Origin of the sequence: Asanoa ishikariensis (assembly GCF_900107455.1) — a bacterium.
GTDB classification, from domain to species: Bacteria; Actinomycetota; Actinomycetes; order Mycobacteriales; family Micromonosporaceae; genus Asanoa; species Asanoa ishikariensis.
The window spans coordinates 1,894,637-1,920,943 of the sequence record NZ_FNQB01000001.1; the positions used below are offsets into that span (position 1 = coordinate 1,894,637).

Here is a 26,307-nt window from a genome sequence, read left to right on the forward strand (position 1 = left end):
GGAGGACAGCGCGGCGCGGTGCCGCAGCCGGTCTCGAAAACCGGAGCCGGCCGAAAGGCCGCGGGTTCAACTCCTGGGTCCTCCGCAATGCGCCGTTAGCTCAGCTGGTAGAGCAGTGGCCTCTTAAGCCAACGGTCGGGGGTTCGAGTCCTTCACGGCGCACGCTTCCATTTCCCCGTAGCTCAATCGGCGGAGCAGGCGACTGTTAATCGCAAGGCTGCTGGTTCGAATCCAGCCGGGGAAGCGACAACGCTCGGGTAGCTCAGCGGGAGAGCACTGCTTTCACACAGCAGGGGTCCCTGGTTCGATCCCAGGTCCGAGCACGCGAGGTTTTGTCACACCTGCGATGTACATTAAACCAATGGCGCGGATTCCAAGATGGACTCAAGCTCAGTTGATCGTCGCTGTTGCTGAGTCGAAGACATGGAAGGAGGTCGCCGCCAGGCTCGGAATCACGTCTAACTCGATACACCTCCGTCGTCATGCTGACGTGTGCGGCATTAGCTACGCGCATTTCTCAGGCAGGGCATGGAAGGGGGGCGAACACACCCCGCGGGTCGCGGACGACGACATCTTCGTCGAGCACTCAACCGCCAGCCCGTCTCTTCTTCGAACCCGATACCTCCGGCTGGAAAGTGGCCGTGCATGCGCCATATGCGGCATCACGGAATGGTGTGGCCTACCCGCACCGTTGCAGCTCGACCACACAAACGGAGTTAATAACGACAATCGGCTGAAGAACCTCCGCCTCTTGTGCGCAAACTGTCACGCCCAGACGGAGACCTTCGGCGGGCGAAACCGCATCGGGAAGGGTCGTTCGCACACTGCAAGACCGAGATGAAGCGTGGTGGTCGTAGCTCAGTAGGCAGAGCGCCGGACTGTGGATCCGGAGGTCCGGGGGTTCGAGTCCCCGCGATCACCCCACGAGAGTGCGCCACCGATGGTGAGGTGGGACTGGCTGTAACCCAGTTGCCTTCGGGATCAGGGGGTTCGAATCCCTCCGCTCTCACGATGCCCTCGTAGCTCAGCGGAAGAGCGCGGCTCTCCGAAGGCCGAGGCCGCTGGTTCGAATCCAGCCGGGGGCACGTCTTTCATGCGGTAGTAGCTCATCTGGCAGAGCAGCTGTCTTCCACACAGCAGGGCGGGGTTCAAGTCCCCGCTACCGCTCGCATTGTCGTTTCGCCGAGGTAGCCCAACGGGAGAGGCGCGGAACTCAAAATTCCGTTGTTGCGGGTTCGAGTCCCGCCCTCGGCACTTGGTGTCGTAGCTCAGTAGGTCAGAGCGCTGCCCTGTCACGGCAGAGGTCGCGGGTTCGAGTCCCGTCGACGCCGCAATGGAGAGTCCGCCCTAGGTGAGGCAAGCGGGTTGCTAACCCGTCGCGGGGAAACTCGTGGGCCGGTTCGACTCCGGCACTCTCCGCCACGTCGTCGTGGCCAAGTTGGTGAAGGCGCTGCGCTGATAACGCAGAGATCGGTGGTTCGAGCCCACCCGACGACACGCAAGCTTTGCGCCGTTAGTCCCTCCCGGCGTACTTGCGGGATAGAGGAGTCGGTCGTCCTCGCAGGCCTCATAAGCCTGAGATCGCGGGTTCGAATCCCGCTCCCGCTACCACGTTCCGGTAGCTCAGCCTGGTAGAGCGCCCGCTCGACATGCGGGAGGTTCGGGGGTTCGAACCCCTCCCGGAACACCACCGTGGCGCGGTGGACGAATAGGTAGAGTCGCCCGGCTTTCACCCGGGACATGTGCGGGTTCGAGTCCCGTCCGCGCTGCTCAATGCCATCCACTGTGGAAACAAGCGCAGGAGGACGTTGGCTGTTCAGCCGCTGCTCATAACGGCGGTCCGCCCGGTTCGACACCGGGGCCTGCGACGGTGGGGCCAAACGGCCCCGCTGGAAACGCACCTCCCCGGTGCGCTCGCGACGGCTACTTCTTGGTAACGCGACCCTGTAAAAGGTCGGCGGGTTCGACCCCCGCTAACGCCGTCGCCAATGTGATCTCGGGGAGCTCAACTTCAGATGCGGTGCCCGGTGCGTAGGTTCGGAGTTCTTCCAATCCTAATGGGGTGGTTGCGGGTTCGATTCCCGTCGTCGGTTCTGGGCCGGCGTAGCTCAATCGGCAGAGCACCTAATGACCGCCGGACCGACTTGATCTCGGGCACCCCCATCTGAACGCGGCTCCCTGCGGCGGAGGGACCGAACCCATGTCGAAGTTCAACAGCACGGCGACGCGTACGGCGACCGGTTCGAGTCCGGTCACGACCGCGACCGTGTCGACCGGCCGGACGTACGAGGGCGCTCCGGGTTTCGCCCGCGACCAGAAGTCCGAGCTCTTCCTGCTCGCCGTGACCAACATGGTCGGCGAGGCCACGTTCTACGAGTCGGCGAGCGACCGCGACAGCCGCTTCGTGCGGCTCGTCCGCGAAGTCGCCGTCGCCGACCCGCCGTGGGTGGCCGGCTTCCTGGGCTGGCTGCGCTCCGACGCGAACATGCGTTCCGCGTCGCTGGTCGGCGCGCTCGAGGCGACCCGCGCGCTCGTCGACGCCGGTGTGCCGGGTGGCCGTCAGCTCGTCGCCGCGGTGCTGAAGCGGCCGGACGAGCCGGGCGAGGCCCTGGCGTACTGGACGTCCCGCTACGGCCGGGCGATCCCGAAGCCGGTCAAGCGCGGTGTGGCCGACGCGATCGCGCGCCTTTACACGGAGTACGGGCTCCTCAAGTACGACACCGCCGGCAAGGGCTTCCGGTTCGCCGACGTCATCGACCTCGTCCACCCGGCCCCGGCTGCGCCCTGGCAGGGGGACCTGTTCCAGGCCGCGCTCGAGCGACGCCACCACCGCGACGCGGTACGTCGGGAGTCGCTGCCGATGCTCGCCGCGAACAGCGAGCTCCGGCAGGCCGCGGCGGCTGACCCACGCGTGCTGCTCGACGCCGAGCGGCTGCGGGCCGCGGGCATGACCTGGGAGGACATGCTGTCGCTGGCCGGAGACCGCCTCGACAAGGCGGCGCTGTGGTCCGCGCTCGTTCCGGGCATGGGCTACATGGCGTGCCTCGCGGAAGGCACCGAGATCTGGATGCCCGACGGAACCACGAAGCCCATCGAGCAGGTGGTGGCTCGCCGCCTGCCCGTCCTGGCCCCGTCCCGCCCGTTCGACACTTCGGCTGTGCGGCACGGCCCAGGCCGACCCGTCCGCGACCGGACGATGGGCGACATCGTGCCCGCCCTCCCTTCCGCGTGGTTGTCGATGGGCGAGCATCCGGTCGTTCGGATCGACTTCGTCTCGGGCCGCTCGGTGTCGGCGACTCTCGATCACCGCTGGGTAAAGCGGCGCCGCAACGATCGCCGGGAGTCGTGGGAGTGGGTGACGACTGCGGACCTCGAGGTCGGAGATGGCATACCGGCCCCGATCGGTGTCAACGCTTGGGGCGACGACGGCGACTCGGCAGACGGATACTTCGTTGGGGCGATGCTCGGCGACGGCTGCATGACCAACTTCGGCACACCAGAGTTCGCTCAGGTCGACGAGCCGTCGCGGGCGAACATGTTTCAGTTCTTTTCCGACTACGCCGGGAAGCTCGGCTGCGTGTTCGCCAAGTGCGGTGAGCGCAAATGGAGGATCACGTACCCGCTGGTCCGGAAGATGAACCCAGCCACTGACGTGTTGCGGCGCTACGGAGTGTGGGGCCTGAAGTCTGGCGAGAAGCGTTTTCCTAACCGGCCGCTGTCCCGGGAGTTCTGGATCGGCGCACTTTCTGGTCTCATCGACACCGATGGGCACGTTCGCATCCGTACCAACCCGAAGGGCACCCTCCACGCCTCCATCGAGTACGCCACGATCTCGGAGACAATGGCTTACCAGGTGGCCGACGCCCTTCAGCGGCTCGGCATGCAGAGCAACGTGCGCGCCCACCGGGCCCGCCCTGGCCGCTTCTCCAAAGCCGGCGTTCGGGCGAATGACATCCACATCGTGTCGGTCAACCGGGCGGCCTCAATCCGGCGAGCCAACGACGTCCTCGCGCTTCGGCACACAGTGAAGGCAGACCGGCTCGCGGAGGCAGCAGCTCTAATGCCGGCTACGCCTGTCGAGAACGTGGAACAGGACCGCATCGTCGGCATCAGCGAGCCCTTCGCCGCCCAGGTCTATTGCGTGGCGGTCGATCAGTCCTCGGCATTCGTCGCCAACGGCGTCGTAACGGGAAACTGCCTGCGGAACCTGCGCAACCTCGACCAGGCGGGCGTTTCCGACGAGGTCGCGGGCGTCGTGGCCGCGCGGCTGGCCGACCCGACCCAGGTCGCGGCGTCGCGGCAGCTTCCGATGCGGTTCCTGTCGGCCTACCGGGCCGTGCCGTCGCTTCGTTGGGCTTACCCGCTCGAGCAGGCGATCGGGCACTCGCTCGCGTCGGTCCCGGCGTTGCCCGGCCGCACGCTGGTGTTGGTCGACACCTCGTACTCGATGAATGCCGGTTTCAGTAAGGACGGGACGCTGCGGCGGTGGGACGCGGCGGTCATCTTCGGCGTCGCGCTCGCCCAGCGGTGCGCGGCCGCCGACGTGGTCTCGTTCTCCACGTCGACGAAGGTCTTCCCGCTCGTCGCGGGGGAGTCGTTGCTGCGCTCGATCGAGCGGTGGCAGGCCGGCGGGTTCTTCATGGGCAACGGCACGGACACCTCCGGTGCGCTCCGGCGGCACTTCGCCCGCCACGACCGGGTCGTGGTGGTCACCGACGAGCAGGCGGCGGCCGGCGGCAACGTCGACCGCGCGGTCCCGGCGTCGGTGCCGATGTTCACGTGGAACCTGGCCGGGTACCGCATGGGGCACGCGCCGTCCGGGTCGGGCAACCGGCACACCTTAGGCGGTCTGACCGACCAGGCGTTCCGGATGATCCCGCTGCTTTCGGCGGGTCGCGACGCCGACTGGCCGTGGGTGCGCGGATGAGCGTCTCCGGCGGCCGCGGGCTCACCGCGGCCGCCGGACTCAGGGGCTTACCGGCGGTGCTCCCGCTCGCGTACGCGGACGGTTGCCCTCACCAGGGACGTAAGACGACACCTGGGTGTCGCTTTTCGCGCGAGCTGACGGGTCAAGAGAGGTTTGTGGATCCTCCCGGCCGACCTCGGTCAAGCTGGACGGCCGCGATCCTGGGTCGTCGTCCATCGCCGGGCCCGACCTGCTCGGACGGGGACCGTTGGTGCGCTCGGCAGGATTCGAACCTGCGACCCTGGGCTTAGAAGACCCCTGCTCTATCCACTGAGCTACGAGCGCTTGGCGGATGTCGCACCCCGTGTCGGTCGAATTGACGGACAGCCAGGGCGTGACGATCTCGCCTGCACATATTAGGTTTCCACGCGTGCAGGTGACGAGCACCCGCTTTCTACCGCTCCTGGTGTCGACCGCTGATCGCTCGGTCGACGAGGGGCACGTGCTCGACGAGTTCACGGAGGGTATCGCCGTCGCCTACTCGTTCGGTCCTCCGTTCGGGGAGAGATTGGTCAGCTGGTCGGATCTTGATCGGTTGGCCATCAACCGGCGCACGCTGCGGCGGGTGGCCATCGACCACCTCTACGACAACCTGCGCAGGGCGCAGATTCACGGCCGGCCACCAGCGCTGATGCTCTCGTTCGAGGGCCTGGAGTCCAGCGTGCTGCTCGCCGAGGAGTTCTGGGAAGAGATCGCGCCGCGCGTACCCGGTGAGTTGGTCGTCGGGGTTCCGGCCCGGGATGTCGTGATTATCACCGGCAGCGAGTCACCGCCCGGGCTTAACAAGGCGCGGCGGGCGATCGAGCGGGTCTTCATGGCCGGCGACCGGCATCCGCTCAGCCGTGAGCTGCTGGTGTGGCGCCAGGGGGAGTGGCAGCCGCTGCTCGCCGGCCGGCGGCCCGGCCCCCGACCGCCGGAACCCGGCTGGAGAGGGGATCCGCGCGCCGCTCAGGGCTGGTCGGGGCCTCGGCCGGTCAGCTCGGCACCTGATCCTGCGCCGCCCCGGTGGCAGCCGCCGCGCCAGCGCCCGGAACCCGACTATCAAGATCCGGACTATCCGCCCCGCCGGCGCCCACCGCCGGACCCCCGTCAGTGGGAGTCACGTACGCGTCGATCCAACGCCCCACCTCAGTGAACAGGTGCTCGCGGGGCTTGGGTCCGGAGAGCGTGAGGTCGTGGAGCCCGCCGTCGATGCGGACCAGGGTGACGTGCTGGCCGAGCCGCGGCGCGTAGCGGACGATGTGCTCGACGTCGAGGACGGCATCGGCCACGTTGATGCTTTCGTGCCATTTCGCGCCGCGGAACGTGCGCGTCGAGCAGGCCACGAGGATCGGTGCCGGGATCTCGAGGCCGGCCCAGAGCTGGCGGTGCGCGGAGCGGATCGCACCGACCCAACCGGCGTAGATCGGGAATGCCTCGATCGGCTTCCAGGCCAGGTTGTAGTCCCACTCGCCGCGATAGTTGATGTGCAGGCTCTGCCCATAGAGGCTTTCGAGCCCACGGGGTACGGGTCGGCGCGGGCGGCGTCGGCCCAGGCGGGCGACGCCGGCGAGCGCGGGGCCGCGCATCAGCCAGGGCATGTTGAACTCGAAGAACGGACTGTTCAAGAAGAGACCATCGATCATTTTTCGGTCACGCCGGGCATGTGCCCACAGCGACGCGACCAGGCCACCGGTGGAGTGGCCGTTGACCAACAGCGTGTCGGCGCCGATCAACTTGGCGGCGATGTCTAGCTCGGTGAAGTACTCGCTGAGGTCGGTGGTGAAGTTCGGGGTCTGGTGCGGCAGCAGGCTGCGGCCGTAGCGGCGCAGGTCGATGGCGTGGAAGTCCCAGCCGCGGTCGACGTAAAAGTCGGCGAGGTGGGTCTGGAAGAAGTAGTCGACGAAGCCGTGCACGTAGAGGACGGCACGGCCGGTCGAGCGCTCGGTGCGCCGGCTGACCAGCGTCGCGATCAGTGGTCCCTCGTCGTCGTGACCGAGGTCGATGACCCGGCGCTCGTACGGCTTGCCGAGGACGTCTATCTCCACGTCTGTCACGCCCCGAATTTACCGCTCGCGTAGCACATCCGAACTTGATCGTTCGGTTTTCCACAGTCGGCCAGTTATCCACAGCCGTCAGTCCGTCCCGTGGCGTCTGCCTTGCCTCTCCGCGAGGCTGGTGCTCCGAGTCGACTCGCCCGCTGTTCAGCCGTCTTGTGGAGATGATGATGTTCGATACTTATGTAACTTTAGTCGGGAATGTCTTGACCGCGCCCGAGTGGCGCCGCACCACCAAGACCAACACGCTCGTGGCCAGCTTCCGGGTCGCGTCGACGGCTCGCCGCTTCGACCGTGACAACGACCGCTGGGTCGACGGAAACAGCCTTCGGGTACGCGTGACCTGCTGGAGGCGGCTCGCGGAGGGGATCGCGTCCTCGGTGATGACCGGCGATCCGGTCGTGGTGGTCGGCCGCCTCTACACGCGCGACTGGGCCGACGGCGAGGGCAACAACCGCACGTCGTACGAGGTGGAGGCCGTCGCCGTCGGCCATGACCTGTCCCGGGGCAAGGCCCGGTTCATCCGCACCCGTGGCGCCGGCGCGACCAGCGAGCTCGATGACGACGAGGGCGCGATGCGGGCCCGCGGCGAGCCGACCGAGGAGGTCGCCGACGACGACGTGCCGGCCCGCTACGGCGACAGTGCCGAGCTGTTCGACGACTCGGAGTTGGCCGACCTGCCCGCCGCCATACCTGAGGAGGAGCCGGTGCCGGCCTGACTGCTGTTGGCCGCCGTCTTGCTGTTGCCCAGCACGGCGGCCAACACCGTGCCGAGGTAGGCCTCGAGCGCGGGACCCTGCGGCACCGCTTCCGGGATTCGGACGACGAGCTGGATGTGGCCGAGATAGGTGGCGTACGCGAACAGCGCCCGGCGTTCGGCCTCGGCCTGGTCGAAGCCGAGCGCGGTGAGCTGCGCGGTGATGTAGGCGGTCCGCCGGGCCACGGCCCGGCGCATCGCCGGCGCCACCGCCGGGTGGTCGGCCGCGGCGTGCAGATGCACCTCGACCGGCGCCCGCTCCGAGGCGGTCACCGCGACGAACAGCGCGCGCAGGCGGGCGGTCGGATCGGCTTCCGCGTCGACGGTGCGCAGGATCGCGTCGGTGTACGTCTCGTCCCAGCTACTCAGGGCGGCCGCGAGCAGGGCGTCCCGGTTGGCGAAGTGCCAGTAGAAGCTGCCCTTGGTGGTGCCGAGCCGGGCGGCGAGGGGCTCGACCGCCACGCCGGCCAGGCCCTGCTCGCCGATCGCGGTGAGCGCCGCGGCGGTCCAGTCATCGCGTCCAAGACGGGGTTTACGCACAGCCATACGCTACCGTATGGTCTCTCCATACGGTTCCGTATGGAGGAGGCCTCATGGACCATGACGTGATCGTCGTCGGCACCCGGGCAGCCGGTGCCGCGACCGCGATGCTGCTGGCCCGGGCGGGGCTGCGCGTGCTGGCCGTCGACCGCGCGCGCTTCCCGAGCGACACCCTCTCGACGCACCAGGTGCAGGTGCCCGGCATCGCCCGGCTGCGGCGGTGGGGCGTGCTCGACCGGATCGCGGCAGTGACGCCGGCGGTGCCGACGGTCCGGGTCGACGCCGGCCGCCGGGCGGTGCTGCACGGGCACTATCCGGCGGTCGACGGGGTCGGTGCGCTCTATGGGCCGCGCCGCACGCTGCTCGACGCGGCCCTGGTCGACGCCGCCCGAGAGGCGGGCGCCGAGGTCCGCGAAGGCTTCGCGGTCGAGGAGTTGACCCGCGAGGCCAACGGCCGGATAACCGGCATCCGCGGCAGAGAACGCGGGGAGGGGAGGGGGAGGGCCCCCTCAACCAGCCGGATCACCGCAACGGCCCGGCTGGTGATCGGTGCCGACGGCAAGCGATCCACGATCGCCGAGGCGGTCGGCGCGACCAGCTACCACGTGCGGCCGCCGGCGACGTTCGCGTGCTACACCTACTGGTCCGGGGTCGACCTGCCGGTTGGCGAGATCCACGTCCGGCCCGGGCTGACCGTTCCGGCGTTCCCCACCAACGACGGGCTCGCGATGGTCGCGCTGTTCGCGCCGCTGGCCGACTTCGACCGGTTCCGGGCCGATCCGGGGGCGAGCTACCAGGCCGCGCTCGACCGCTGCGGCGGTGACCTCGGCGACCGCGTCCGGTCAGGGGTCCGGGCCGAGCCGTTCCGGCTGGCGCCCGACGTGCCGAACCAGTTCCGGGCGGCGCACGGCCCGGGGTGGGCACTGGTCGGCGATGCCGGCGTGGTGATGGACCCGGTCGCGGGTCAGGGCATCAGCAACGCCTTCCGGGATGCCGAGATCCTCGCGGCGGCGATCGTGCGGGGCCTCGGGTCCGGCGGCCGGCTCGACGACGCGCTCGCCGGCTACCAGCGGGAGCGCGATGCCGCCGCACTGCCGATCTACCAGATGACCAGGTCCCTGGCCACGCTGCGGGTCTCGGCCGCGCAGCGGCTGCTGCTGGCCGCGATCGCCGACGACCCGGCGGAGACCACGCGCTTCCTCAGCGTGCTGGCCGGGGCCGACCGCTACGACGAGTACCTGCGCGCCGGAAACGTGCTCGGCCGGCTCAGCACCGGCGTCGGGCGCCGGCTGTGCCGGCGACCGGTCCGCGCTGCCCAGATAAAGCGTCGGCGTGTCAGGCCGGCCTCGGCTCAAGCGGCGCCAGACCACCCGAAAGCGGCGCCGGCGCTACCCGCGAGGGAGAACCGGGGGTGACCAGCCATGTTGTGCTCCGAAATGGGCGACGCGTCAGGGTGGATTACGCATCTCCTGTCCGCTTCCGAACGTGCGGTTGCGTCTAGGCTGCCGGAATGGAAACGACCCGCAGCCGGCCCGAGGTCATCGTCGTCGGGCTCGGCACGATGGGCGCGGCGGCCGCATACCACCTGGCGAGCCGTGGAATTCGGGTGTTGGGAATCGACCGGTTCACGCCGCCGCACGGGCGCGGTGAGCACGCCGGCGGTTCGCGGATCATTCGTCAGGCGTACGCCGAGGGTCATGCCTATGTGCCCCTCGTGCTGCGCGCCTACGAGCTCTGGGATCAGCTCGGCGAGTTGGCCGGCGTCGAGCTGATGACGCAAACCGGCGGGCTGATGGTGGGCCGTGAGGACTCCACTCAGGTGTCCGGTGCGTTGGCGTCCGCGCGCGCCCATTTCCTGGACCACGAAGTGCTCGACGCCGAGACGATCCGGCGGCGGTTTCCGGCCTTCAATCCGGCGGACGACGAGGTCGGGCTCTACGAGCGGGCCGCCGGCATCATCCGCCCCGAGGCCGCGATCAGCGCACACCTGCGACTGGCCGAGCTGTCCGGCGCCGAGTTGCGCTACGGCGCGACCGCCAGCGGCTGGGACGCCACCGCCGACGGGGTGAGCGTGCGGGTCGACGGCGACACGATCGAGGCCGACCGGCTCGTCGTCTGCCCTGGGCCGTGGGCGGCCGACCTGCTCCAGATGCGCGGCACGCCGGTCACGCTGGAGAGCCGCTTGCAGCACTACTGGCTGCCGTCGGACGTCTTCGCCATCGGGCGGTGCCCGGTCTGGATCTGGGAACCGTCCGACGACCAGGTGGGGTACGGCATACCCGCGTTCGCGCCGCCCGCCGACCTGCACGACCTGGGGCCGGGGGTGGGTGCCGTGGTCAAGGCCGCGTTCCACACCGGCGAGCGGCCGGCGGACGCCGAGCTCGGCGCACCCTCGGCGACACCCGACGACCTGTCGACGATGCTGTCGTGGCTGGCCGGGCGGCTGCCGGCGCTGGCCGACGCCAAATACCTCGAGGCCAAGCCCTGCCTCTACACGATGACACCGGACAGCGACTTCATCCTCGGCCCGCACCCGGAGGCCTCCACGGTGACCCTCGCGGCCGGCTTCTCCGGGCACGGCTTCAAGTTCGCCCCGGTCATCGGCGAGATCCTCGCCGACCTGGTCCAGACCGGCCACACGCTGCACAACATCGACCAGTTCGCGCCGGGTCGGTTCACCGCGAAGGCCGCCTGAGGCGGTCCCCGAGGCGGCCACGAGCCGGCCGCTAGGGTGATCATGTGGGATGGCTGGCGGTGGATCGGGTGGCGCTCGGCGGGCGGGTGGCAGACGCCGCCGGGCTGTTGGCCGGGTACGGGCTGGACGCGTTGCTCGGTGACCCGCGCCGGTTCCATCCGGTTGCCGGGTTCGGCACCCTCGCGCAGCGCCTGGAACGCCGGGTCTACCGCGACAACCGGCGCGCGGGGGCCGCGTACACGCTGATTGCCGTCGGTGCGCCCGCGGCGCTCGGTGTGGCGGCGGCGCTCGCCACACGCGGGCACCCCGTGTCCCGTTTCGTCGTGACCGCGGCGGCGACCTGGACCGTCCTCGGCGGGCGGACGCTGCGTGCCGAGGGGCGACGGATGGCCGGCTATCTGCGCGGCGGCGACCTGCCGGGTGCGCGCGGGCGGCTGAACTACCTGTGCGGCCGCGATCCGGCCGCGCTCGACGAGGCGGAACTGGCCCGGGCGACCGTCGAATCGGTTGCCGAGAACACCTCCGACGCGGTCGTCGCGCCGCTCTGGTGGGGTGCGGTCGCGGGCGTGCCGGGGCTGCTGGCCTACCGCGCGGCGAACACCCTGGACGCGATGGTGGGTCACCGGTCGGCGCGGTACGCCCGGTTCGGCACCCCGGCGGCAAGGCTCGACGACGTGCTCAACCTCGGCCCCGCCCGGCTGACCGCGCTGCTGACCGTCGCGGCCGCGCCGCAGGTGCGGGGTCGGCGTGCGGAAGCCCTGCGGGTCTGGCGGCGCGACCGGGCCGACCACCCGAGCCCCAACGCCGGCCAGTGCGAGTCTGCGATGGCCGGCGCGCTCGGGGTCCGGCTCGGCGGGCGCAACGTCTACTTCGGACGCAGCGAGACCAGGCCGTACCTCGGTGACGGGCCGCGTCCCGACTTCCGCCACATCAGCCGGGCCGCGAAGCTGTCGGGGACGGTCGGGCTCGCCTCGGTCGCGCTCGCGGCGGCCGCCGCCTTCGCCCGTCCTCGACGTCGACCCCGAGCGGTGGTCGGCCGATGAACGGCGGCCTGCTGGTCGCCGGCACCACCTCCGACGCCGGCAAGAGCGTCGTCACCGCCGGCATCTGCCGCTGGTTGCGCCGGCAGGGCGTACGCGTGGCGCCGTTCAAGGCCCAGAACATGTCCAACAACTCGGCCGTCGTGGTCGGGCCGGACGGGCGCGGCGGCGAGATCGGGCGGGCGCAGGCGATGCAGGCCGCCGCCTGTGGGATACCGGCCGACGTGCGCTTCAACCCGGTGCTGCTCAAGCCCGGCAGCGACCACTCCAGTCAGGTCGTCGTGCTCGGCGAGGCGGTGGACCGGGTCGACGCCGGCAACTTCCGCGCGCTCAAGTCCCGGCTCGCCGGCACGGTCTTCGCGACCTTCGACCAACTGCGCACCGAGTACGACGTGATCGTGTGCGAAGGCGCCGGGAGCCCTGCGGAGATCAACCTGCGGGACAGCGACTTCGTCAACCTCGGCCTCGCCCGGCACGGCCGCCTGCCCACCGTGGTGGTCGGCGACATCGACCGCGGCGGTGTCTTCGCCGCCATGTTCGGCACGGTCGCGCTGCTCGACAAGGCCGACCAGGACCTCGTCGCCGGGTTCGTCGTCAACAAGTTCCGCGGCGACCGCGGGCTGCTCCAGCCGGGCATCGACATGCTGGAGCGGGTCACCGGTCGGCCGACGTACGGCGTGCTCCCGTGGCATCTCGATCTCTGGTTGGACGCCGAGGACTCGCTCGCCTACGGCAGCACGCTCGGGCGACCGGCGGCGCCGCACGGCAGCGAATGGCTCGACGTGGCCGTGGTGCGGCTGCCGCGCGTCTCCAACGCGACTGACGCCGAGGCGCTGGCGACCGAACCCGGCGTGCGGGTGCGGCTGACCATCGAGCCGGCCGACGTCGCCGCGGCCGACCTGGTCGTGCTGCCGGGCAGCAAGTCCACCGTGGACGACCTGCGCTGGCTGCGGGAGACCGGGTTGGCCGACGTGATCAGTCGCCGGGCCGCGACGGGACGGCCCGTGCTCGGCATCTGCGGTGGCTACCAGATGCTGGCGCGCGCCATCCACGACGACGTCGAGAGCGGCCGGGGCACCGTCGACGGGCTCGGCCTGCTGCCCATCGAGGTCACCTTCGACCCCCGCAAGACCGTGACGCTCGCGTCGGGCACGGCCGAGGGCGGCGTGCCGGTGCGCGGTTACGAGATCCATCACGGGTACGTGTCCGCGGGCGCGCCCCCGGCACCGCTGCTGACCTATCTGGACGGTCGGCCGGAGGGCGCCCGGGACGGTGCGGTGTTCGGTACGCACTGGCACGGCGCCTTCGAGTCCGACGCGTTCCGCCGCGGTTTCCTCGCCGAGGCGGCGCGGCTGGCGGGCCGGACCGGCTTCGCACCGGCTCCTGACACGGTGTTCGCCGCTGTCCGGGAGCGCACCCTGGACCTGCTCGGCGACCTGGTCGAGGAACACCTCGACACGGACGCGCTGTGGCGGCTGGTCGAGCGGGGAGCGCCGGACGGGCTGCCGTTCGTGCCGCCCGGCGCACCGTGAGGGCGTCCACTTTCGACGGTGTCGCGCGGCGGATCCTGCGGCGGCGGCCGAGGCTGGGGCAGACCCGGCTGGTCGCGGTCGATGGCCCGAGCGGTGCGGGCAAGACCGTGTTCGCCGAACGGCTCCGGGCCGCTCTCGGCGACGTTCCCTTGGTTCACACCGACGACTTCCTCGACGGGTGGGACGACCAGTTCGCCTATTGGGAACGGCTCGACGAGTTGGTGCTGGCGCCGTTGCGGTCGGGTCGGGCGGGCCGGCATCGCCGCTACGACTGGGAACGGGGTGCGTTCGTCGGTCCGTGGGTTCCGGTGCCGGCGGCGCCCGTGGTCGTGCTGGAGGGTTTCGGGTCGATGCGGGCCGGGTCTGAGCTGACGTTCGCCATCTTCGTGACCGCGCCCGGCCGGTTGCGTCTTCGGCGGTCCCTGGAGCGCGACGGTGCCGGGACCCGTCCCGACCTGCTGCGCTGGCGTCGCCGCGAGAACCGCCATTTCGCCGAGGACCGGACCGCGGCGCACGCGGACGTCGTGGTGTCCGGTGTCTGGCACAAGGAGCCAGTCCTGCTCGACCGGTGATCGGTGCGGTGTCGTCCACAGGGGTTGACCCGCGTGCTCCTTCGTGCGTCGGTCGCACGGTCGCGCGTATCCCCTGGGAGGCTTTGCTGATCTTGGGCTCGCGGGGTCTGATCTAGTCGTCGGGATGTGGATATCCGACCGGTCAGTGGTTATCCACAGGCATAGACGCACGCCGTGCCGTGGTGCACGCTGGTTGAACGACAGGCAGCGGCGACCCGGGGGAGCCCATGACCAGTTCCGAGCAGGGTGACGCGCTTCCCGTGCGCCGCCGCGTGGTGCTGACCGGCATCAGCTCACGCGCCTGGGAGCATCCGGCCGACCGGGGCGCGCTGACCGCGTTACGCGAGCTACGCGGCTTCGATGACGTGGTCAAGGCGTTCTTCGGCATGTGGAACGAGCGCGGGTTCCGGCTGACCTACCTGGCATCGTCGATCCGGGTCGACCACCGGCAATATCCCCGGGTCTACACGCTCTACACCGAGGCCGCCCAGACGCTCGACCTTCCTGAGCTACCCGAGTTGTTCGTGCGGCAGTCGCCGATGATCGGGGGCCAAGCGATCGGGCTCGACAAGCCGTTCATCGTGCTCAACTCGGGCGCGATCCAACAGCTCGACGACGAAGAGCTACGGACCCTGCTCGGGCACGAGATCGGCCACGTGCGCAGCGGGCACGCCGTCTACAAGACGATCCTGATGATCCTGACCCGGTGGGCGGCCAACCTGAGCTGGCTGCCGGTCGGCGCGATCGCGCTGCGGGCGATCATCGCGGCGATGCTGGAGTGGTGGCGCAAGGCCGAGCTTTCCGCCGACCGCGCCGGCCTGCTAGCCAACCAGGACCCGGCGGCCGCGCTGCGGCTGCTGATGAAGCTCGCCGGCGGCGGCGACCTCAGCCAGATCGACACGGCGGCGTTCCTGGAACAGGCGGCCGACTACGACGGCGGCGGCGACCTGCGTGACAGCTTCCACAAGATCCGGATGACCGCGTGGAGCAGCCACCCGGTCCCGGTCGCCCGCGCCGCCGATCTGCGCCGCTGGATCGACTCCGGCGAATACGCCCGGATCCTCGGCGGCGAATACCCGCGGCGCGACGACGACCGCGACGCCAGCGTCAGCGAAGAGATCAAGGCCGCCGCCGCGTCCTACCGTGACGCGTTCGGTCGCACCCAGGACCCACTGGTCGGCCTGCTCCGCCGGCTCGGCGACGGTGCCAGTGACCTGGGCGACTGGGCCGGCACCGGCGCGGCCCGGGCACGCACCTGGGTGTCCAACGCCGCCGACGCCGCCGGGCGGGCCGCCCGAGGGCCGCAGGCCCGCCCCGAGGACCCGACTCCGAACGGCGGGTGAGCGCCTGATCTGGGGCGGCTTACGATCACGGGATGACGGCTGCCATCCCCACCGAGTCCGAGCTGCGCGCTGCGATCGAGCGCGAGATGCCCGGCGTCCGTGCCGACCTCGAACGGCTGATCCGCATCCCCGGCATCGCCTTCGATGGCTTCGACTTCAGTCAGGTCGAGCGCTCCGCCGAGGCGGTGGCCGAGCTGCTGCGCGGCTGTGGCCTCGACGTATCGATCGTGCGCAACGGCGGGCAGCCCGCGGTGATCGGTCACCGCCCGGCTCCCGAGGGCGCGCCGACCGTGCTGTTGTACGCGCACCACGACGTCCAGCCGGTCGGTGACCTCTCGCTCTGGAAGTCCGAGCCGTTCGAGCCCACCGAGCGCGACGGGCGGCTCTACGGCCGCGGTGCGGCCGACGACAAGGCCGGCGTGATGGCGCACGTCGCCGCGCTGCGGGCGTTCGGCGACGCGCTGCCGGTCGGCGTCGTCGTGTTCGTGGAGGGCGAGGAGGAGTTCGGCTCGGAGTCGCTGGGCGGGATGCTGGAGCAGTACCGCGACACGCTGCGCTCCGACGTCATCGTGATCGCGGACTCGGGCAACTGGGACATCGGGGTGCCGTCGCTCACCACCTCGCTGCGCGGGCTGGTCAACTGCTTCGTCGAGGTACGCGTGCTGGAGGCGGCCGTGCACAGCGGCATGTTCGGCGGCGCGGTGCCCGACGCGCTGACCGTGCTGTCGCGGCTGATCGCCACCTTCCACGACGCGGCGGGCGACGTGGCGATCGCCGGCCTGGCATCCCGTGACACGGCGGTCGTCGACTACCCCGAGGACCGGCTGCGGGAAGAGGCCGGGTTGATCGACGGGGTTACCTTCATCGGCACCGGGCGGCTCACCGACCGGATCTGGAACCACCCGACGGTCTCCATCCTCGGCATCGACGCGCCGCCGACCGCGGGCGCGCCCAACGCGCTGATTCCCACCGCCAAGGCCAAGGTCAGCGTGCGGCTGGCACCGGGTGAGGACCCGAAGCACGCGTACGCGGCGATCATCGAGCACGTCGAGAAGCACACCCCTTGGGGCGCGGTCGCGTCGGTGGTGCTGGAGTCCGACGGCCTGCCGTGCGAGATCGACACCAGCGGGCCGATGTTCGCCGCCGGCCGCTCGGCGTTCCGGGCCGCCTGGGACGGCGTCGAGCCGGTCGACATGGGCGTCGGCGGCTCGATCCCGTTCATCGCCACGTTCCAGGAGATGTTCCCGGAGGCGGCCATCCTGGTCACGGGCGTCGAGGACCCCAACTCGAAGGCGCACGGCCCCAACGAGAGCCTGCACCTGGCCGAGTTCCAGCGGGTCTGCCTGGCGGAGGCGCTGCTGTTCGCCAACGTGGCGGAGGCCGCGCGCGGCACGGCTGGGTGACTCTTCGATCTCTGGGCCTCTTTTGTCAGAGGTATGCCCTACGCTATCGAACATGAGTACGAACGAGGCCATCACGCGGCTCGGCGCCGCGGTCAGTGCACTGGGAGACCTTGATGTCTCCGCGTGGTCGGAGGAGGCCCTCCGCGAACAGCTCGGCGAGCTGTCGGTGAACCTATGCGCCCTCGACGCCCTGCTCGCCAAGGTCGCCGACGGCGTTCGCGCCCGCGGCCTACGGATCGAAGAGCCGGTCGCCGCCTGACCCGTTCGGGGGTCGGCCCTGGCCGACCCCCGACGATCGGGAAATCTGTCGCACCCGCTCGCTAACGTCGGCCCATGGATTGGAAGATTGAGCTCGTAGCCATCCCTGTGACCGACGTCGACAGAGCCAAGTCGTTCTACGTCGACCAGTGCGGCTTCAACGCCGACCACGACCACCAGGTCAACCCTGACCTGCGCTTCGTGCAGCTGACCCCACCCGGCTCTGCCTGCTCCGTCGTCCTGGGCACCGGCGTCACCGAGATGGCGCCCGGCTCCCAGAAGGGCCTGCAGGTGGTCGTGGCCGACGCCGCCAAGGCCCGCGAGGAGCTCCTCAGCAAGGGCGTCGACGCGAGCGAGGTCGACATCCAGGCGTGGGGCCACTTCGTCTACTTCGCCGACCCGGACGGCAACACCTGGTCGCTCCAGCAGATGCCACCCCGGGGCTGATCGGCACCGCCTGCGTAGTTGCCGGGCCTGGGCGAGACCGCGGGGGTTGGTGTCCGCGGGCTGGCGGTGTCTGCCCGCTGGACGCACGACGCGCGCCCGCGGCGCCGCTGCTGGCGCCTGCCCAGGGGCGGGCGCGCGGCATGGGTACGCGCGGCGGCGGGTTTGTGGTGAGTCGGCCGCGTTGAGCGCCGTGGCGGGCCCGTGCCTCGTCGGCAGCGCGCGGTCTGTGGCCGGTGTGGCCGTGGCCGCCTGCGGTCTGCAGTGGGGTGTGGCCGTGGCCGCATTCGGGCGCAGGCGGTCGATGTGCGTGCGGTGCGGTGGCCGCGAGCGGTCGTCGGCGGGGCGGTCGTTTTGCGGACCATGGCGGCGCGCTTGTGGCGAGGCGACCGCGCGTGCGTCCGGCGCAGCGTGGGCGGGTGGGCAATGGGGCTGTCCAGCAGGCTTGTAGCTGCGGGATGCCGGCCCGTGGGCCGGCATCCCCGTGGCTGCCGCCGGCGGGCGGTGTTGCGTTGATCGGTGCGGGCCTCGAAGGTCTCGGTCCGTCGGTGTCGGCGAGGTCGGTCGGGTTCGGTGGCCGACGGTTGTCGTACCCGGGTGTCAGGATGTGGAGATGCTGTTCGCAGATCTTGCCGCGACCTCCGCAGGGGTGGCGGCCACCTCGAAGCGGCTCGCCAAGGTCGATCTGCTCGCGGCCGCTCTCCGTGCGCTCGAGCCCTCCGAGGTCGAGGCGGGGTCGGCCTACCTCGCGGGTGAGTTGCGGCAGCGGCAGACGGGGGTGGGCTATGCGGGCCTACGCGACCTGCCGCCACCGGCGGAGCAGCCGTCGTTGACTGTCGGGGCGGTCGACGCGGCCATCGCGGAGATCTCCGCGGTCAGCGGGAGCGGCTCGCAGGCGCGGCGCAAGGGCCTGCTGGGTGCGTTGTTCGCCGCCGCCACCGTCGACGAGCAGCGGATGTTGCGTGGCCTGTTCAGCGGTGAGCTGCGGCAGGGTGCGCAGGCGGGGCTGCTCGCCGACGCGATCGCGCGGGCCGCCGACGTGCCGGGGCCGACTGTGCGGCGGGCGCTGCTGCTGGTCGGTGACTTCAAGACCGTCGCGGTCGCGGCGCTCGAGGGCGGGGTGGGCGCGCTCTCCGAGTTCACCCTGCGGGTGGGGCGGCCGCTCGCGCCGATGTTGGCGTCCAGCGCGCCGAGTGTCGACGAGGCGCTCGGTGCCACCGGGGTGCCGGCCGCCGTCGACGTGAAGCTCGACGGGATTCGCATCCAGGTGCACCGCTCCGGCGACGACGTGGCGGTGTTCACCCGCAGCCTCGACGAGATCACGCCGCGGCTGCCCGAGGTGGTGGCGGCGGTGCGTTCGCTGTCCGCGCGGGACATCGTGCTCGACGGTGAGGCGATCGGGATCGACGCCGACGGGCGGCCGAGGCCCTTCCAGGAGACCGCGAGTCGGGCGGCGACCCGGGGGGCGCGGCGCGGCGCTCCCACGGCGCCGGCCGCTGACGGGGTGACGCTGACGCCGTACTTCTTCGACGTCCTGCACATCGACGGCGCGGACCTGCTCGACGCACCGGGTGTCGAGCGTTGGGCGGCGCTCGAGGCGGCCCTGCCGGAGTCGCTGCGGGTGCCGCGGACCATGGTCGAGCGGCCTGAGCAGGCGCAGGAGTTCTACGCGAAGGCGCTCGACGCCGGCCACGAGGGCGTGGTGGTGAAGGCGGCGACCGCCGCCTACGACGCCGGGCGGCGTGGTGCCGCCTGGGTCAAGGTCAAGCCGCGGCACACGCTCGACCTGGTCGTGCTGGCGGTCGAGTGGGGCAGCGGGCGGCGCACGGGCTGGTTGTCCAACTTGCACCTCGGCGCGCGCGATCCGCGTACCGGCGGGTTCGTCATGCTCGGCAAGACCTTCAAGGGGTTGACCGACGAGTTGTTGCGCTGGCAGACCGAGCGGTTCCAGGAACTGGCCGTCGACAAGGGCGACTGGGTGGTCCGGGTCCGGCCCGAGCAGGTCGTCGAGATCGCCTTCGACGGGGTGCAGACCAGCCCGCGCTACCCGGGCGGCGTGGCGTTGCGGTTCGCGCGTGTGCTGCGCTACCGCGACGACAAGACGGCCGACGAGGCCGACACGATCGACACCGTGCTGGCCATCCACGCCGGGCGGCCGATCACGCCGTGACCGCCGACGGGTCAGTGCAGGTCGGCGGCGACGAACGACCAGACCTCCAGGTCGACCCGGTCGCTGTGTACGTGGCCGGCGTTGCGCAGCAGCCCCTCGTAGCTGAAGCCGGCCTTCTCCGCCACCCGCCGCGACGCCGTGTTGCCCGGTGCGACGCGGAGCTCGATGCGCTGGAAGCCGTGCTCCAGGATCAGCGCGATCGCGAGCGCGTCGACCGCCTCCGGCGCGACGCCGAAGCCACGGGCCTCGGGTGCGACCGCGTACGAGATCTCGGTGACCTTGGCACCCCAGTCGGTGCGTTTGGTCCAGAGGCAGCCGACCAACCGGTCGTCCTCACGCCGGACGATGCCGTAGTGGTCGCCCGCGCCGCTGTCGCGCCGTTCCTGGGCCATCTCCGTGCACCACGAGGTGCCGTCGATCTGGCCGAAGTCGCGTGGAAAGGGCAGCCAACGCTGGGTCTGCTTGTCCGCGAAGATCTCCGTGACCGGCTTGGCGTCGTCGTCGGCGAGCTGGCGCACGTGCACCCGCGGCGTCGAGACCCGCAGCACCGGAAACTTGCGCAGCGGAAGTTGGCCCCTCACACGATCCCCCCGTCTTCGTCCCGCATCCGCCCGCCGCCGCCCTGACGCGGCGGTTGTGGCGCCCGCACCTGCACCGCCGGCACCTCGGCCGTGCCACCGTCCAGCGCCCCGTCGACCGATGCCCGTCCCGACAACGTCTGGTCGCTGCCACCGGGTCCGGGCTGCCCACCCGTGACCGGCGCCACTACCCACTGGCCAGTCGGCCGGCCGTCAGCAGGGTGCCGACCGCCCGCTAGTTGCTGCGGCCCACCGCCGTCGTTCGGCGAGCCGAAACCGCCGTGGCTCGGCGCGGCCGGCGCCGGGAACGGGGAGGGCTGACCCGCAGGTCCGTAGCCGCCGCCAGGCGACGGGAACGGTGCCGCCTGGCCGCGGGCATCGGTAACGGCTGGCCCGTAGCCGTCGCCATGAGCGGAGTTTGTCGGCGGCTGCCCTGGGGACACCGGCGGGCCGAACCCGCCGCCCGGCGCCGGGAAGGGTGCCGCCTGGCCGCGGGCATCGGTAACGGCTGGCCCGTAGCCGTCGCCATGAGCGGAGTTTGTCGGCGGCTGCCCTGGGGACACCGGCGGGCCGAACCCGCCGCCCGGCCACTCGGACGCGGCCGGTCCGTTCGGAGCGAAGCCGCCGCCAGCCCACTCGGACCCTGCTGGGTCACCCTCACCGAACTCGCCCCCGTACGCGGGGACGCTCGAGACCGCTCCCGGAGCCCCGCGCTGGTCGAAGCCGCCATCGAGGGCAGGCATCCCCGACGGTTGACCGGCCGACCCGCCACCACGCGCGGCGAAGGGCGGCGGCGATCCAGGAGACGCGGAGCCGTACGCCGGCAAGCCCGAAGCCGGGCCAGGACCGAAACCGCCCGCGGACGCCGGAGCGCTCGAACCGCCCCCGTCGCCCGGAACCGGCGTCGGCCCACCACCCGCCCGCACCGGCGAACCGAACCCACTGCCGACCTCAGGCCGGCCGCCCCGACCCACCGGGAACCCGAACTCGGCACCACCCGGCCGACGCGGTTCGACCGCGTCCGCCGGCGGCACGGGCTCGCCGGGCGGCATCACGTAGCCGTCGCCCATCGACGCGCCGGCCCGCGCGCCCGGAACTCCGGCGAACCCGAAACCGTCGGTCACCTGCTCGACAGCGTCGAACCCGCGTCCATCGGTCGGGTCGTCGCCGGCCTCGGTCAGCGGTGGCACGACCCGCAGGCGGGGCGGATTGGAAGCGGACGGCGCCTCGTTGGTCTCGGCGGCCGAAACGCTAGCCGGCACGGCCCGCAGCCGCGGTGCACCCTCCGCGGGGGAAGTGCCGTAGTCGAGCGCGCCGACCTCGTCCCGCGGCCCGCCGACCACCGGCACGGGACCGGTCGGCTGCGCCCAGGAGCCGGCGGGCGTCGGCCCGTCGCCGGGCCGGGCCGCCAGCACCAGCCGGCGGGCGATCTCCGGGAAGCCGGCCCAGTGCAGGCTGAGCTGCGACGCGTGGACCCGGCGCCAGACGAAGCCCTCGGGCGTGCCGTTGTTCCAGGTCCATGCGGGTGTCTGGCCGGCCCGCGGGTTGACCACCCCGCGGTGCTGCTTGTAGCCGACCACCCGGGCGCCGACCTCGGCCACCGCGGTGGTCGAGCGCGCGGTCGCGTCGCGGTAGCCGACGATCATCTGGTCGCCGGTGCTGCCGGTCGCGTCGAGCACGCCGCACATCGGGCGCCCGTCGAACGACTGGGCGAGCCAGAGCAGGCCGGCGCCTTCGGCGACCACCGGGCGGCCGGAACGGGCGAGGTCGGCCACGTCCGCGCAGAGCCGGCGGTTGGCGGACAGCTCCTCCGCGTACGCCTCCGGAAGTGCACCCCCGATGACCAGGGCGTCGGTGCCCTCGGGCAGCAGTTCGTCGCGGAGTGGGTCGACGGGGACGACCGTGGCGCCGGCGGCTTCCAACAGTTCGCGCGTCTCCGCGTACGTGAAGGACAGCCCGGAGCCGCCCGCGAGCGCGACGATCGGGCGGCGGCCGACCAGGACGGCGGCGGTGTCGTCCGGGGCGAGCGCCAGCTCACTGGCCGGTGACCAGGGCGTCGCCGGCAGGTTGGGCGCGGAGTGGGCGAGCGCGAGCAGGCCGTCGAGGTCGACGGCGCCGGCGATCGACTCGCCGAGGCGGCGGATGCCGCGCAGCGCCTCGACCTCACGGTGCAGCACCGGGACCACGCCCTCGTGCCGCGGGGGCAGCGTGGACGGCAGGTCGCGGCGGCGCAGCGCACCGTAGACCGGCACGCCGATGTCGTCGAGCGCCTCGCGGAGCAGTTGCTCGTGGCGGTCGGAGGCGACCCGGTTGAGGATCACACCCCCGAGCCAGGTCAACTCGTCGTACGCGCGGAAGCCGTGCACCAGCGCCGCCACCGACTGGCCCATGGCGCCGACGTCGACGACCATGATCACGGGGGCGCGGAGGGCGGCGGCGACGCCGGCGGTGGAGTCGGTCTCGACCCGGCCGGCGAGGCTGTCGAAGAGGCCCATCGTGCCCTCGACGACGGCGATGTCGGCGCCTTGCGCCGCGTGCGCGAACAGCGGGGCCACCCGGTGCGCGCCGACCAGCCGGGGGTCCAGGTTGCGCCCGGGGGTGCCGGCGGCGGCGCCGAGATAGGCCGCGTCGGTGTGGTCGGGGCCGACCTTGAACCCGACGGCGGACAGGCCGCGGCCGGCGAACGCGGCGAGCAGCCCGACCGCCAGCGCGGTCTTGCCGTGGCCGGACGACGGCGCGCTGACCACCACCCGGGGCACGGCGGACATCGGCGACTCCTCGGCGGAAAAAGGTGAGCCGTCCGACGATACCTAATGCGCCCGACAACATCAGGCTGACGACACATCGACGAATCTGGTACGCGGGGTGACCGCCCAGAAATCCCGTCATACCCCCGCAGTAGCCTCTTGGCGTGTACCGGTTCCTGCTGACCCCCCGCTGGCTGGGCTTCCTCGCGCTCGCGCTGGTCGCCGCCACGGTGATGGTGCTGCTCGGCAACTGGCAGCACGGGCGTTACGAGCTGCGCAAAAGCGTCAACCACCGGATCGACGTGACGGGCACCGCTACGCCGGTGGCGCTGGACACGGTGGTCACGCCGGGTGGCACCACCGGCACTCCGGGTCCGGGGCCGCGCTCCACGTCCGAGTGGACCCGGGTGACGGTCACGGGGCGCTACGACCCGGCCAACGTGGTCCTCGTCCGTGGCCGCACCGTCGACAACAAGGTCGGCTTCGAGATCGTCACCCCGCTCCGACTATCCGACGGGTCGGCGGTGCTGGTCGACCTGGGCTGGGTGCCGGCGGTGCCGGGTGGCGGCGCCTACGCACAGCCCACCGTGCCGCCGATCCCGACCGGCCAGGTCACCGTGACCGGCGCGGTCAAGCTCTCCGAGAGCCGCGGCACGGCGGTCGACCGCGCCGAGGGCAAGCTGGAGACCCGGCGCATCGCGGTGCCACCGATCGCGGCTGAGCTGCCCTACCCGGTGCGCGGCGCGTTCGTGCAGCTCGACCACCAGGTGCCGACGGCCGACGCGGGTTTCACGGCGGTCCCGCCGAACTACGAGAACGACTGGCTCAACCTCGGCTACACGGTCCAGTGGTGGCTATTCGGCGTGATGACGCTGTTCGCGTTCGGCTGGGCCGCCCGTCGTGAGGCCCGCGGACCCCGCGACCGCGGCGACCGCGCAGCCACAGAGCCAGAACTCGCCAGCACCACCTGACCTCGCCGCGCGAGCTTGTCGCGGTCAGCCGTTACGGACGGGAACTTGTCGGCGGCGCTGGCATGTCGCGGGCCTGGGCTTGTTGCTGCCCGACGTCCACCGAGAGGGAACCTGTCGGCGGCGCCGGCATGTCGCGGCGCGGGCTTGGTTGCGTTGGGCATCCACGATGGGAACTTGACCGGAGCGCCTGATGTCGTGGCGCGTGGTTGTCGGCGCTGGGCAGTAAGGTGCCGGGGGAGTAGCCGCGCGACGAGGGGGTGCGTGATGGGCACGGAGCCGACGCTGCCGCTTCCCGGAGCGGGGGAGCCAGGCCAGTTCCCGCCGCCGACCGACCCGTGGTCGACGCCTGACCTCGGGCCGATGCCGGACCCGACCTCTGATCCCGGGCCTGTCTACGCCCCGCCACCGCAGCCCGTGAGCGGGCCGCCCCAGCCCACCAGCGGTCCGCCGGTGTCGCCGCCCGGGCCCCCGCCTGGGCCGTTCCCGCCCGGTGGTGACGCGACGGTCGTCGCGCAGATCGGTGAGATTCAGGTGACCTCGAAGCTGGTGCACACGCCGGCCGGCAGTTTCCCGCTCGCCGGGTCCACCTGGCAGGTCAACGACTTCTGGCACACCGAGCAGAAGACGCCGACCTGGGCGGTGCTCACGGCGATCTTCGGTTTCTGTGTGCTGACCGTGTTCAGTCTGCTGTTCCTGCTGGTCAAGGAGACCGTCCACCGCGGAACGGTGCAGGTCACCGTGAGCAACGGTCGACATCAATATGTCGCGCGCAACGCGGTGACCAACCAGGAGCAGGTGCAGTACCTGCACCAGCAGGTCAACTACGTGCGGGCGCTCGCCGCTTTGTGAGGCATGCCACACCGCTTCTTTGGGTATGGCGCTCGGCATGACCATCGATACGAACACGGCAGAGCCGACCCGGCCCGCCGGTGAAGGTCTGCGCCGGGTGATCTCGCGCCCGATGCTGACGTTCTTCATCGTCGGCGACATCCTCGGTGCGGGCATCTACTCGCTGACGGGTGAGGTCGGCGGCGAGGTCGGTGGTGCGATCTGGGCGTCGTTCCTGGTCGCGTTCGCGCTGGCGTTCCTGACCGCGTTCGCGTACATGGAGTTGGTCACCAAATATCCGCAGGCCGCCGGGGGTGCGCTCTACTGCGACCGGGCGTTCCGGATCAAGTTCCTGAGCTTCCTGGTCACCTTCGCCATCATGGCGTCCGGCGTCACGTCGGCGACGTTCGCCGCCAGCCGGGTCGGCGGCGACTACTTCACCGGCCTGTTCGGCGTCGAGGACCCGCCGATGGTCCTCATCGGAATCATCGCGATCCTGCTGGTCGCGGCGGTCAACCTGTGGGGTGTGGCCGAGTCGGTCCGGGTCAACGTCGTGATCACCTGCATCGAGCTCGCCGGCCTGCTGTTCATCATCGGAGTCGGCATCGTCGTGCTCGGCGGCGGCGACGGCGACCCAGGGCAGGCATTCACCTTCTCGGGTACGGGCTTCGGCGTGGTCACCGGCCTCCTGACCGGTGCGGCGACCGCGTTCTACGCCTTCCTGGGCTTCGAGGACTCGGTCAACCTGGCCGAGGAGACCGAGGAGCCCAGCCGCTCGTTCCCGCCCGCGATGATCACCGGTCTGGTCCTGGCCGGCGTGGTCTACCTGCTGGTCGCGTTCACAGCGGCGATGACCGTGCCGCTCGACGTGCTCACCGAGTCGACCGCCCCGCTGCTCGAGGTGGTCCGGCTGGGCGCCCCGGACCTGCCGGTCACCGAGATCTTCTCCGCGGTCTCGATCATCGCGGTGACGAACACCATGCTGATCAACATGCTCATGGCGAGCAGACTCCTGTACGGCATGGCCCAGCGCGACGTCCTGCCCGGCGTGTTCGGTCGGCTCGGCCCGCGCCGTACACCGTGGGTGTCGATCGCCTTCACGACTGTGATCTCGATCGTCCTGCTGTTCTTCGTGGACGACCTCGGCGATCTGTCGGACACCACGGTCCTCCTGCTGACCGCGGTCTTCCTGCTGGTCAACGTCTCGGCCCTGTACCTGCGCCGCGACCCGGTCGACCACCCGCACTTCCGCGCCCCGACCGCGGTCCTGGTCCTCGGCGCGGTGGTGTCGCTGATCTTCCTGCTGCCGATGGTCCGCGAGGCGTCGATCTACGTCCTGGCCCTGTGGCTGCTGCTGGGCGGCGTGGCACTGTGGGCGGTCAACTGGGCCTTCCTCCGGAGCCGGAGGTCAGCGGCGCGCTAGACCC

The 26,307-nt window shown here is 71.2% G+C and carries 18 protein-coding genes, 17 tRNA genes and 1 pseudogene; 31 read left to right on the forward strand and 5 right to left on the reverse strand.

From position 1 onward, the window contains the following. From BLV39_RS42885 to BLV39_RS43570, 17 genes are all read left to right on the forward strand, one after another. Nucleotides 1-85 (forward strand) — tRNA-Ser (locus BLV39_RS42885). A gap of 4 nt (nucleotides 86-89) precedes the next feature. Next, nucleotides 90-162: transfer RNA gene (locus tag BLV39_RS08990), tRNA-Lys, on the forward strand. A 9-nt stretch (nucleotides 163-171) separates the two neighbouring features. Then, nucleotides 172-244: transfer RNA gene (locus tag BLV39_RS08995), tRNA-Asn, on the forward strand. Between the two features lie 7 nt (nucleotides 245-251). Further along, nucleotides 252-323, forward strand: a tRNA-Val gene (locus BLV39_RS09000). 524 nt (nucleotides 324-847) lie between these two features. Further along, nucleotides 848-924 (forward strand) — tRNA-His (locus tag BLV39_RS09005). 1 nt (nucleotide 925) lies between these two features. Beyond that, a tRNA-Tyr gene (locus BLV39_RS42890) sits at nucleotides 926-1,009 on the forward strand. A 4-nt stretch (nucleotides 1,010-1,013) separates the two neighbouring features. Further along, nucleotides 1,014-1,085 (forward strand) — tRNA-Arg (locus tag BLV39_RS09010). Nucleotides 1,086-1,095: 10 nt separating this feature from the next. After that, nucleotides 1,096-1,167: transfer RNA gene (locus BLV39_RS09015), tRNA-Gly, on the forward strand. A 14-nt stretch (nucleotides 1,168-1,181) separates the two neighbouring features. Continuing rightward, nucleotides 1,182-1,254 (forward strand) — tRNA-Leu (locus BLV39_RS09020). Between the two features lie 3 nt (nucleotides 1,255-1,257). Then, a tRNA-Asp gene (locus BLV39_RS09025) sits at nucleotides 1,258-1,331 on the forward strand. Nucleotides 1,332-1,335: 4 nt separating this feature from the next. After that, nucleotides 1,336-1,422, forward strand: a tRNA-Ser gene (locus tag BLV39_RS42895). Between the two features lies 1 nt (nucleotide 1,423). Next, nucleotides 1,424-1,497, forward strand: a tRNA-Ile gene (locus BLV39_RS09030). Between the two features lie 36 nt (nucleotides 1,498-1,533). Beyond that, nucleotides 1,534-1,611: transfer RNA gene (locus BLV39_RS09035), tRNA-Met, on the forward strand. 1 nt (nucleotide 1,612) lies between these two features. Beyond that, nucleotides 1,613-1,690, forward strand: a tRNA-Val gene (locus tag BLV39_RS09040). 4 nt (nucleotides 1,691-1,694) lie between these two features. Beyond that, nucleotides 1,695-1,769 (forward strand) — tRNA-Glu (locus tag BLV39_RS09045). Between the two features lie 97 nt (nucleotides 1,770-1,866). Next, nucleotides 1,867-1,988: transfer RNA gene (locus BLV39_RS42900), tRNA-OTHER, on the forward strand. A gap of 212 nt (nucleotides 1,989-2,200) precedes the next feature. Beyond that, the gene (locus tag BLV39_RS43570) at nucleotides 2,201-4,927 is read left to right on the forward strand and encodes a TROVE domain-containing protein (protein WP_090789216.1); all 2,727 of its coding nucleotides are present in this window, start codon (nucleotides 2,201-2,203) and stop codon (nucleotides 4,925-4,927) included. Between the two features lie 248 nt (nucleotides 4,928-5,175). On the opposite strand, the gene BLV39_RS09055 is transcribed toward BLV39_RS43570, so the two are convergent. Both BLV39_RS09055 and BLV39_RS09060 read right to left on the reverse strand, forming a co-directional pair. Then, a tRNA-Arg gene (locus BLV39_RS09055) sits at nucleotides 5,176-5,251 on the reverse strand. Nucleotides 5,252-5,940: 689 nt separating this feature from the next. Continuing rightward, nucleotides 5,941-6,993, reverse strand: coding sequence for an alpha/beta hydrolase (locus tag BLV39_RS09060; RefSeq protein ID WP_090789219.1), 1,053 nt, complete (start codon nucleotides 6,991-6,993; stop codon nucleotides 5,941-5,943). A 179-nt stretch (nucleotides 6,994-7,172) separates the two neighbouring features. Here BLV39_RS09060 and ssb point away from each other — a divergent pair. Further along, a pseudogene (gene ssb / locus BLV39_RS09065) lies at nucleotides 7,173-7,709 on the forward strand (single-stranded DNA-binding protein); the annotation flags it as partial. On the opposite strand, the gene BLV39_RS44050 reads toward ssb, so the two are convergent. Next, a complete protein-coding gene (locus BLV39_RS44050; RefSeq protein ID WP_239083999.1) occupies nucleotides 7,634-8,299 on the reverse strand; it encodes a TetR/AcrR family transcriptional regulator in 666 nt (221 codons plus the stop codon). The pseudogene ssb and the gene BLV39_RS44050 sit on opposite strands and share 76 nt — an antisense overlap. Before the next feature lie 53 nt (nucleotides 8,300-8,352). On the opposite strand from BLV39_RS44050, the gene BLV39_RS09075 reads away from it, so the two are divergent. The 10 genes from BLV39_RS09075 (at nucleotide 8,353) to BLV39_RS09120 (ending at nucleotide 19,756) form a co-directional block, all read left to right on the forward strand. Further along, nucleotides 8,353-9,714, forward strand: coding sequence for an NAD(P)/FAD-dependent oxidoreductase (locus BLV39_RS09075; protein ID WP_090789225.1), 1,362 nt, complete (start codon nucleotides 8,353-8,355; stop codon nucleotides 9,712-9,714). 95 nt (nucleotides 9,715-9,809) lie between these two features. Continuing rightward, on the forward strand, nucleotides 9,810-10,994 hold the full coding sequence (gene solA / locus BLV39_RS09080) for an N-methyl-L-tryptophan oxidase (RefSeq protein WP_090789227.1): 1,185 nt from the start codon (nucleotides 9,810-9,812) through the stop codon (nucleotides 10,992-10,994). A 53-nt stretch (nucleotides 10,995-11,047) separates the two neighbouring features. Beyond that, nucleotides 11,048-12,037, forward strand: coding sequence for a cobalamin biosynthesis protein (locus BLV39_RS09085; protein WP_239084013.1), 990 nt, complete (start codon nucleotides 11,048-11,050; stop codon nucleotides 12,035-12,037). Next, the gene (locus BLV39_RS09090; RefSeq protein ID WP_090789229.1) at nucleotides 12,034-13,566 is read left to right on the forward strand and encodes a cobyric acid synthase; all 1,533 of its coding nucleotides are present in this window, start codon (nucleotides 12,034-12,036) and stop codon (nucleotides 13,564-13,566) included. Before BLV39_RS09085 ends, BLV39_RS09090 begins: the two co-directional genes overlap by 4 nt. Next, nucleotides 13,563-14,138 (forward strand): uridine kinase family protein, encoded by a 576-nt coding sequence (locus BLV39_RS09095; RefSeq protein WP_090789231.1) that lies wholly within the window; start codon nucleotides 13,563-13,565, stop codon nucleotides 14,136-14,138. The genes BLV39_RS09090 and BLV39_RS09095 overlap by 4 nt, the downstream gene beginning before the upstream one ends. Nucleotides 14,139-14,365: 227 nt before the next feature. Beyond that, a complete protein-coding gene (locus BLV39_RS09100) occupies nucleotides 14,366-15,481 on the forward strand; it encodes a M48 family metallopeptidase (protein ID WP_090789233.1) in 1,116 nt (371 codons plus the stop codon). A gap of 32 nt (nucleotides 15,482-15,513) precedes the next feature. Next, nucleotides 15,514-16,884: a dipeptidase gene (locus BLV39_RS09105; RefSeq protein WP_090789235.1), complete on the forward strand. Its 1,371-nt coding sequence runs from the start codon at nucleotides 15,514-15,516 to the stop codon at nucleotides 16,882-16,884. Between the two features lie 52 nt (nucleotides 16,885-16,936). After that, nucleotides 16,937-17,143, forward strand: a complete 207-nt coding sequence (locus tag BLV39_RS09110; protein WP_089254827.1) for a hypothetical protein — start codon at nucleotides 16,937-16,939, stop codon at nucleotides 17,141-17,143. 74 nt (nucleotides 17,144-17,217) lie between these two features. Continuing rightward, on the forward strand, nucleotides 17,218-17,589 hold the full coding sequence (locus BLV39_RS09115; protein ID WP_090789237.1) for a VOC family protein: 372 nt from the start codon (nucleotides 17,218-17,220) through the stop codon (nucleotides 17,587-17,589). Between the two features lie 610 nt (nucleotides 17,590-18,199). Next, nucleotides 18,200-19,756, forward strand: a complete 1,557-nt coding sequence (locus tag BLV39_RS09120) for an ATP-dependent DNA ligase (RefSeq protein WP_090791294.1) — start codon at nucleotides 18,200-18,202, stop codon at nucleotides 19,754-19,756. Nucleotides 19,757-19,767: 11 nt separating this feature from the next. On the opposite strand, the gene BLV39_RS09125 is transcribed toward BLV39_RS09120, so the two are convergent. Together BLV39_RS09125 and BLV39_RS43580 are read right to left on the reverse strand one after the other, a co-directional pair. Then, complete coding sequence (locus BLV39_RS09125; protein WP_090789239.1) at nucleotides 19,768-20,337, reverse strand: GNAT family N-acetyltransferase; 570 nt, start codon at nucleotides 20,335-20,337, stop codon at nucleotides 19,768-19,770. Beyond that, on the reverse strand, nucleotides 20,334-23,102 hold the full coding sequence (locus BLV39_RS43580; RefSeq protein WP_090789241.1) for a cobyrinic acid a,c-diamide synthase CobB: 2,769 nt from the start codon (nucleotides 23,100-23,102) through the stop codon (nucleotides 20,334-20,336). The genes BLV39_RS09125 and BLV39_RS43580 overlap by 4 nt, the downstream gene beginning before the upstream one ends. Nucleotides 23,103-23,245: 143 nt before the next feature. On the opposite strand from BLV39_RS43580, the gene BLV39_RS09135 reads away from it, so the two are divergent. From BLV39_RS09135 to BLV39_RS09145, 3 genes are all read left to right on the forward strand, one after another. Further along, entirely contained in the window at nucleotides 23,246-24,052 is an 807-nt protein-coding gene (locus tag BLV39_RS09135; RefSeq protein WP_090789243.1) for an SURF1 family cytochrome oxidase biogenesis protein, read from the forward strand. 264 nt (nucleotides 24,053-24,316) lie between these two features. Then, entirely contained in the window at nucleotides 24,317-24,901 is a 585-nt protein-coding gene (locus BLV39_RS09140) for a hypothetical protein (protein ID WP_239083993.1), read from the forward strand. Nucleotides 24,902-24,938: 37 nt separating this feature from the next. After that, nucleotides 24,939-26,303: an APC family permease gene (locus tag BLV39_RS09145; protein ID WP_090791297.1), complete on the forward strand. Its 1,365-nt coding sequence runs from the start codon at nucleotides 24,939-24,941 to the stop codon at nucleotides 26,301-26,303. Nucleotides 26,304-26,307: the final 4 nt, after the last annotated feature.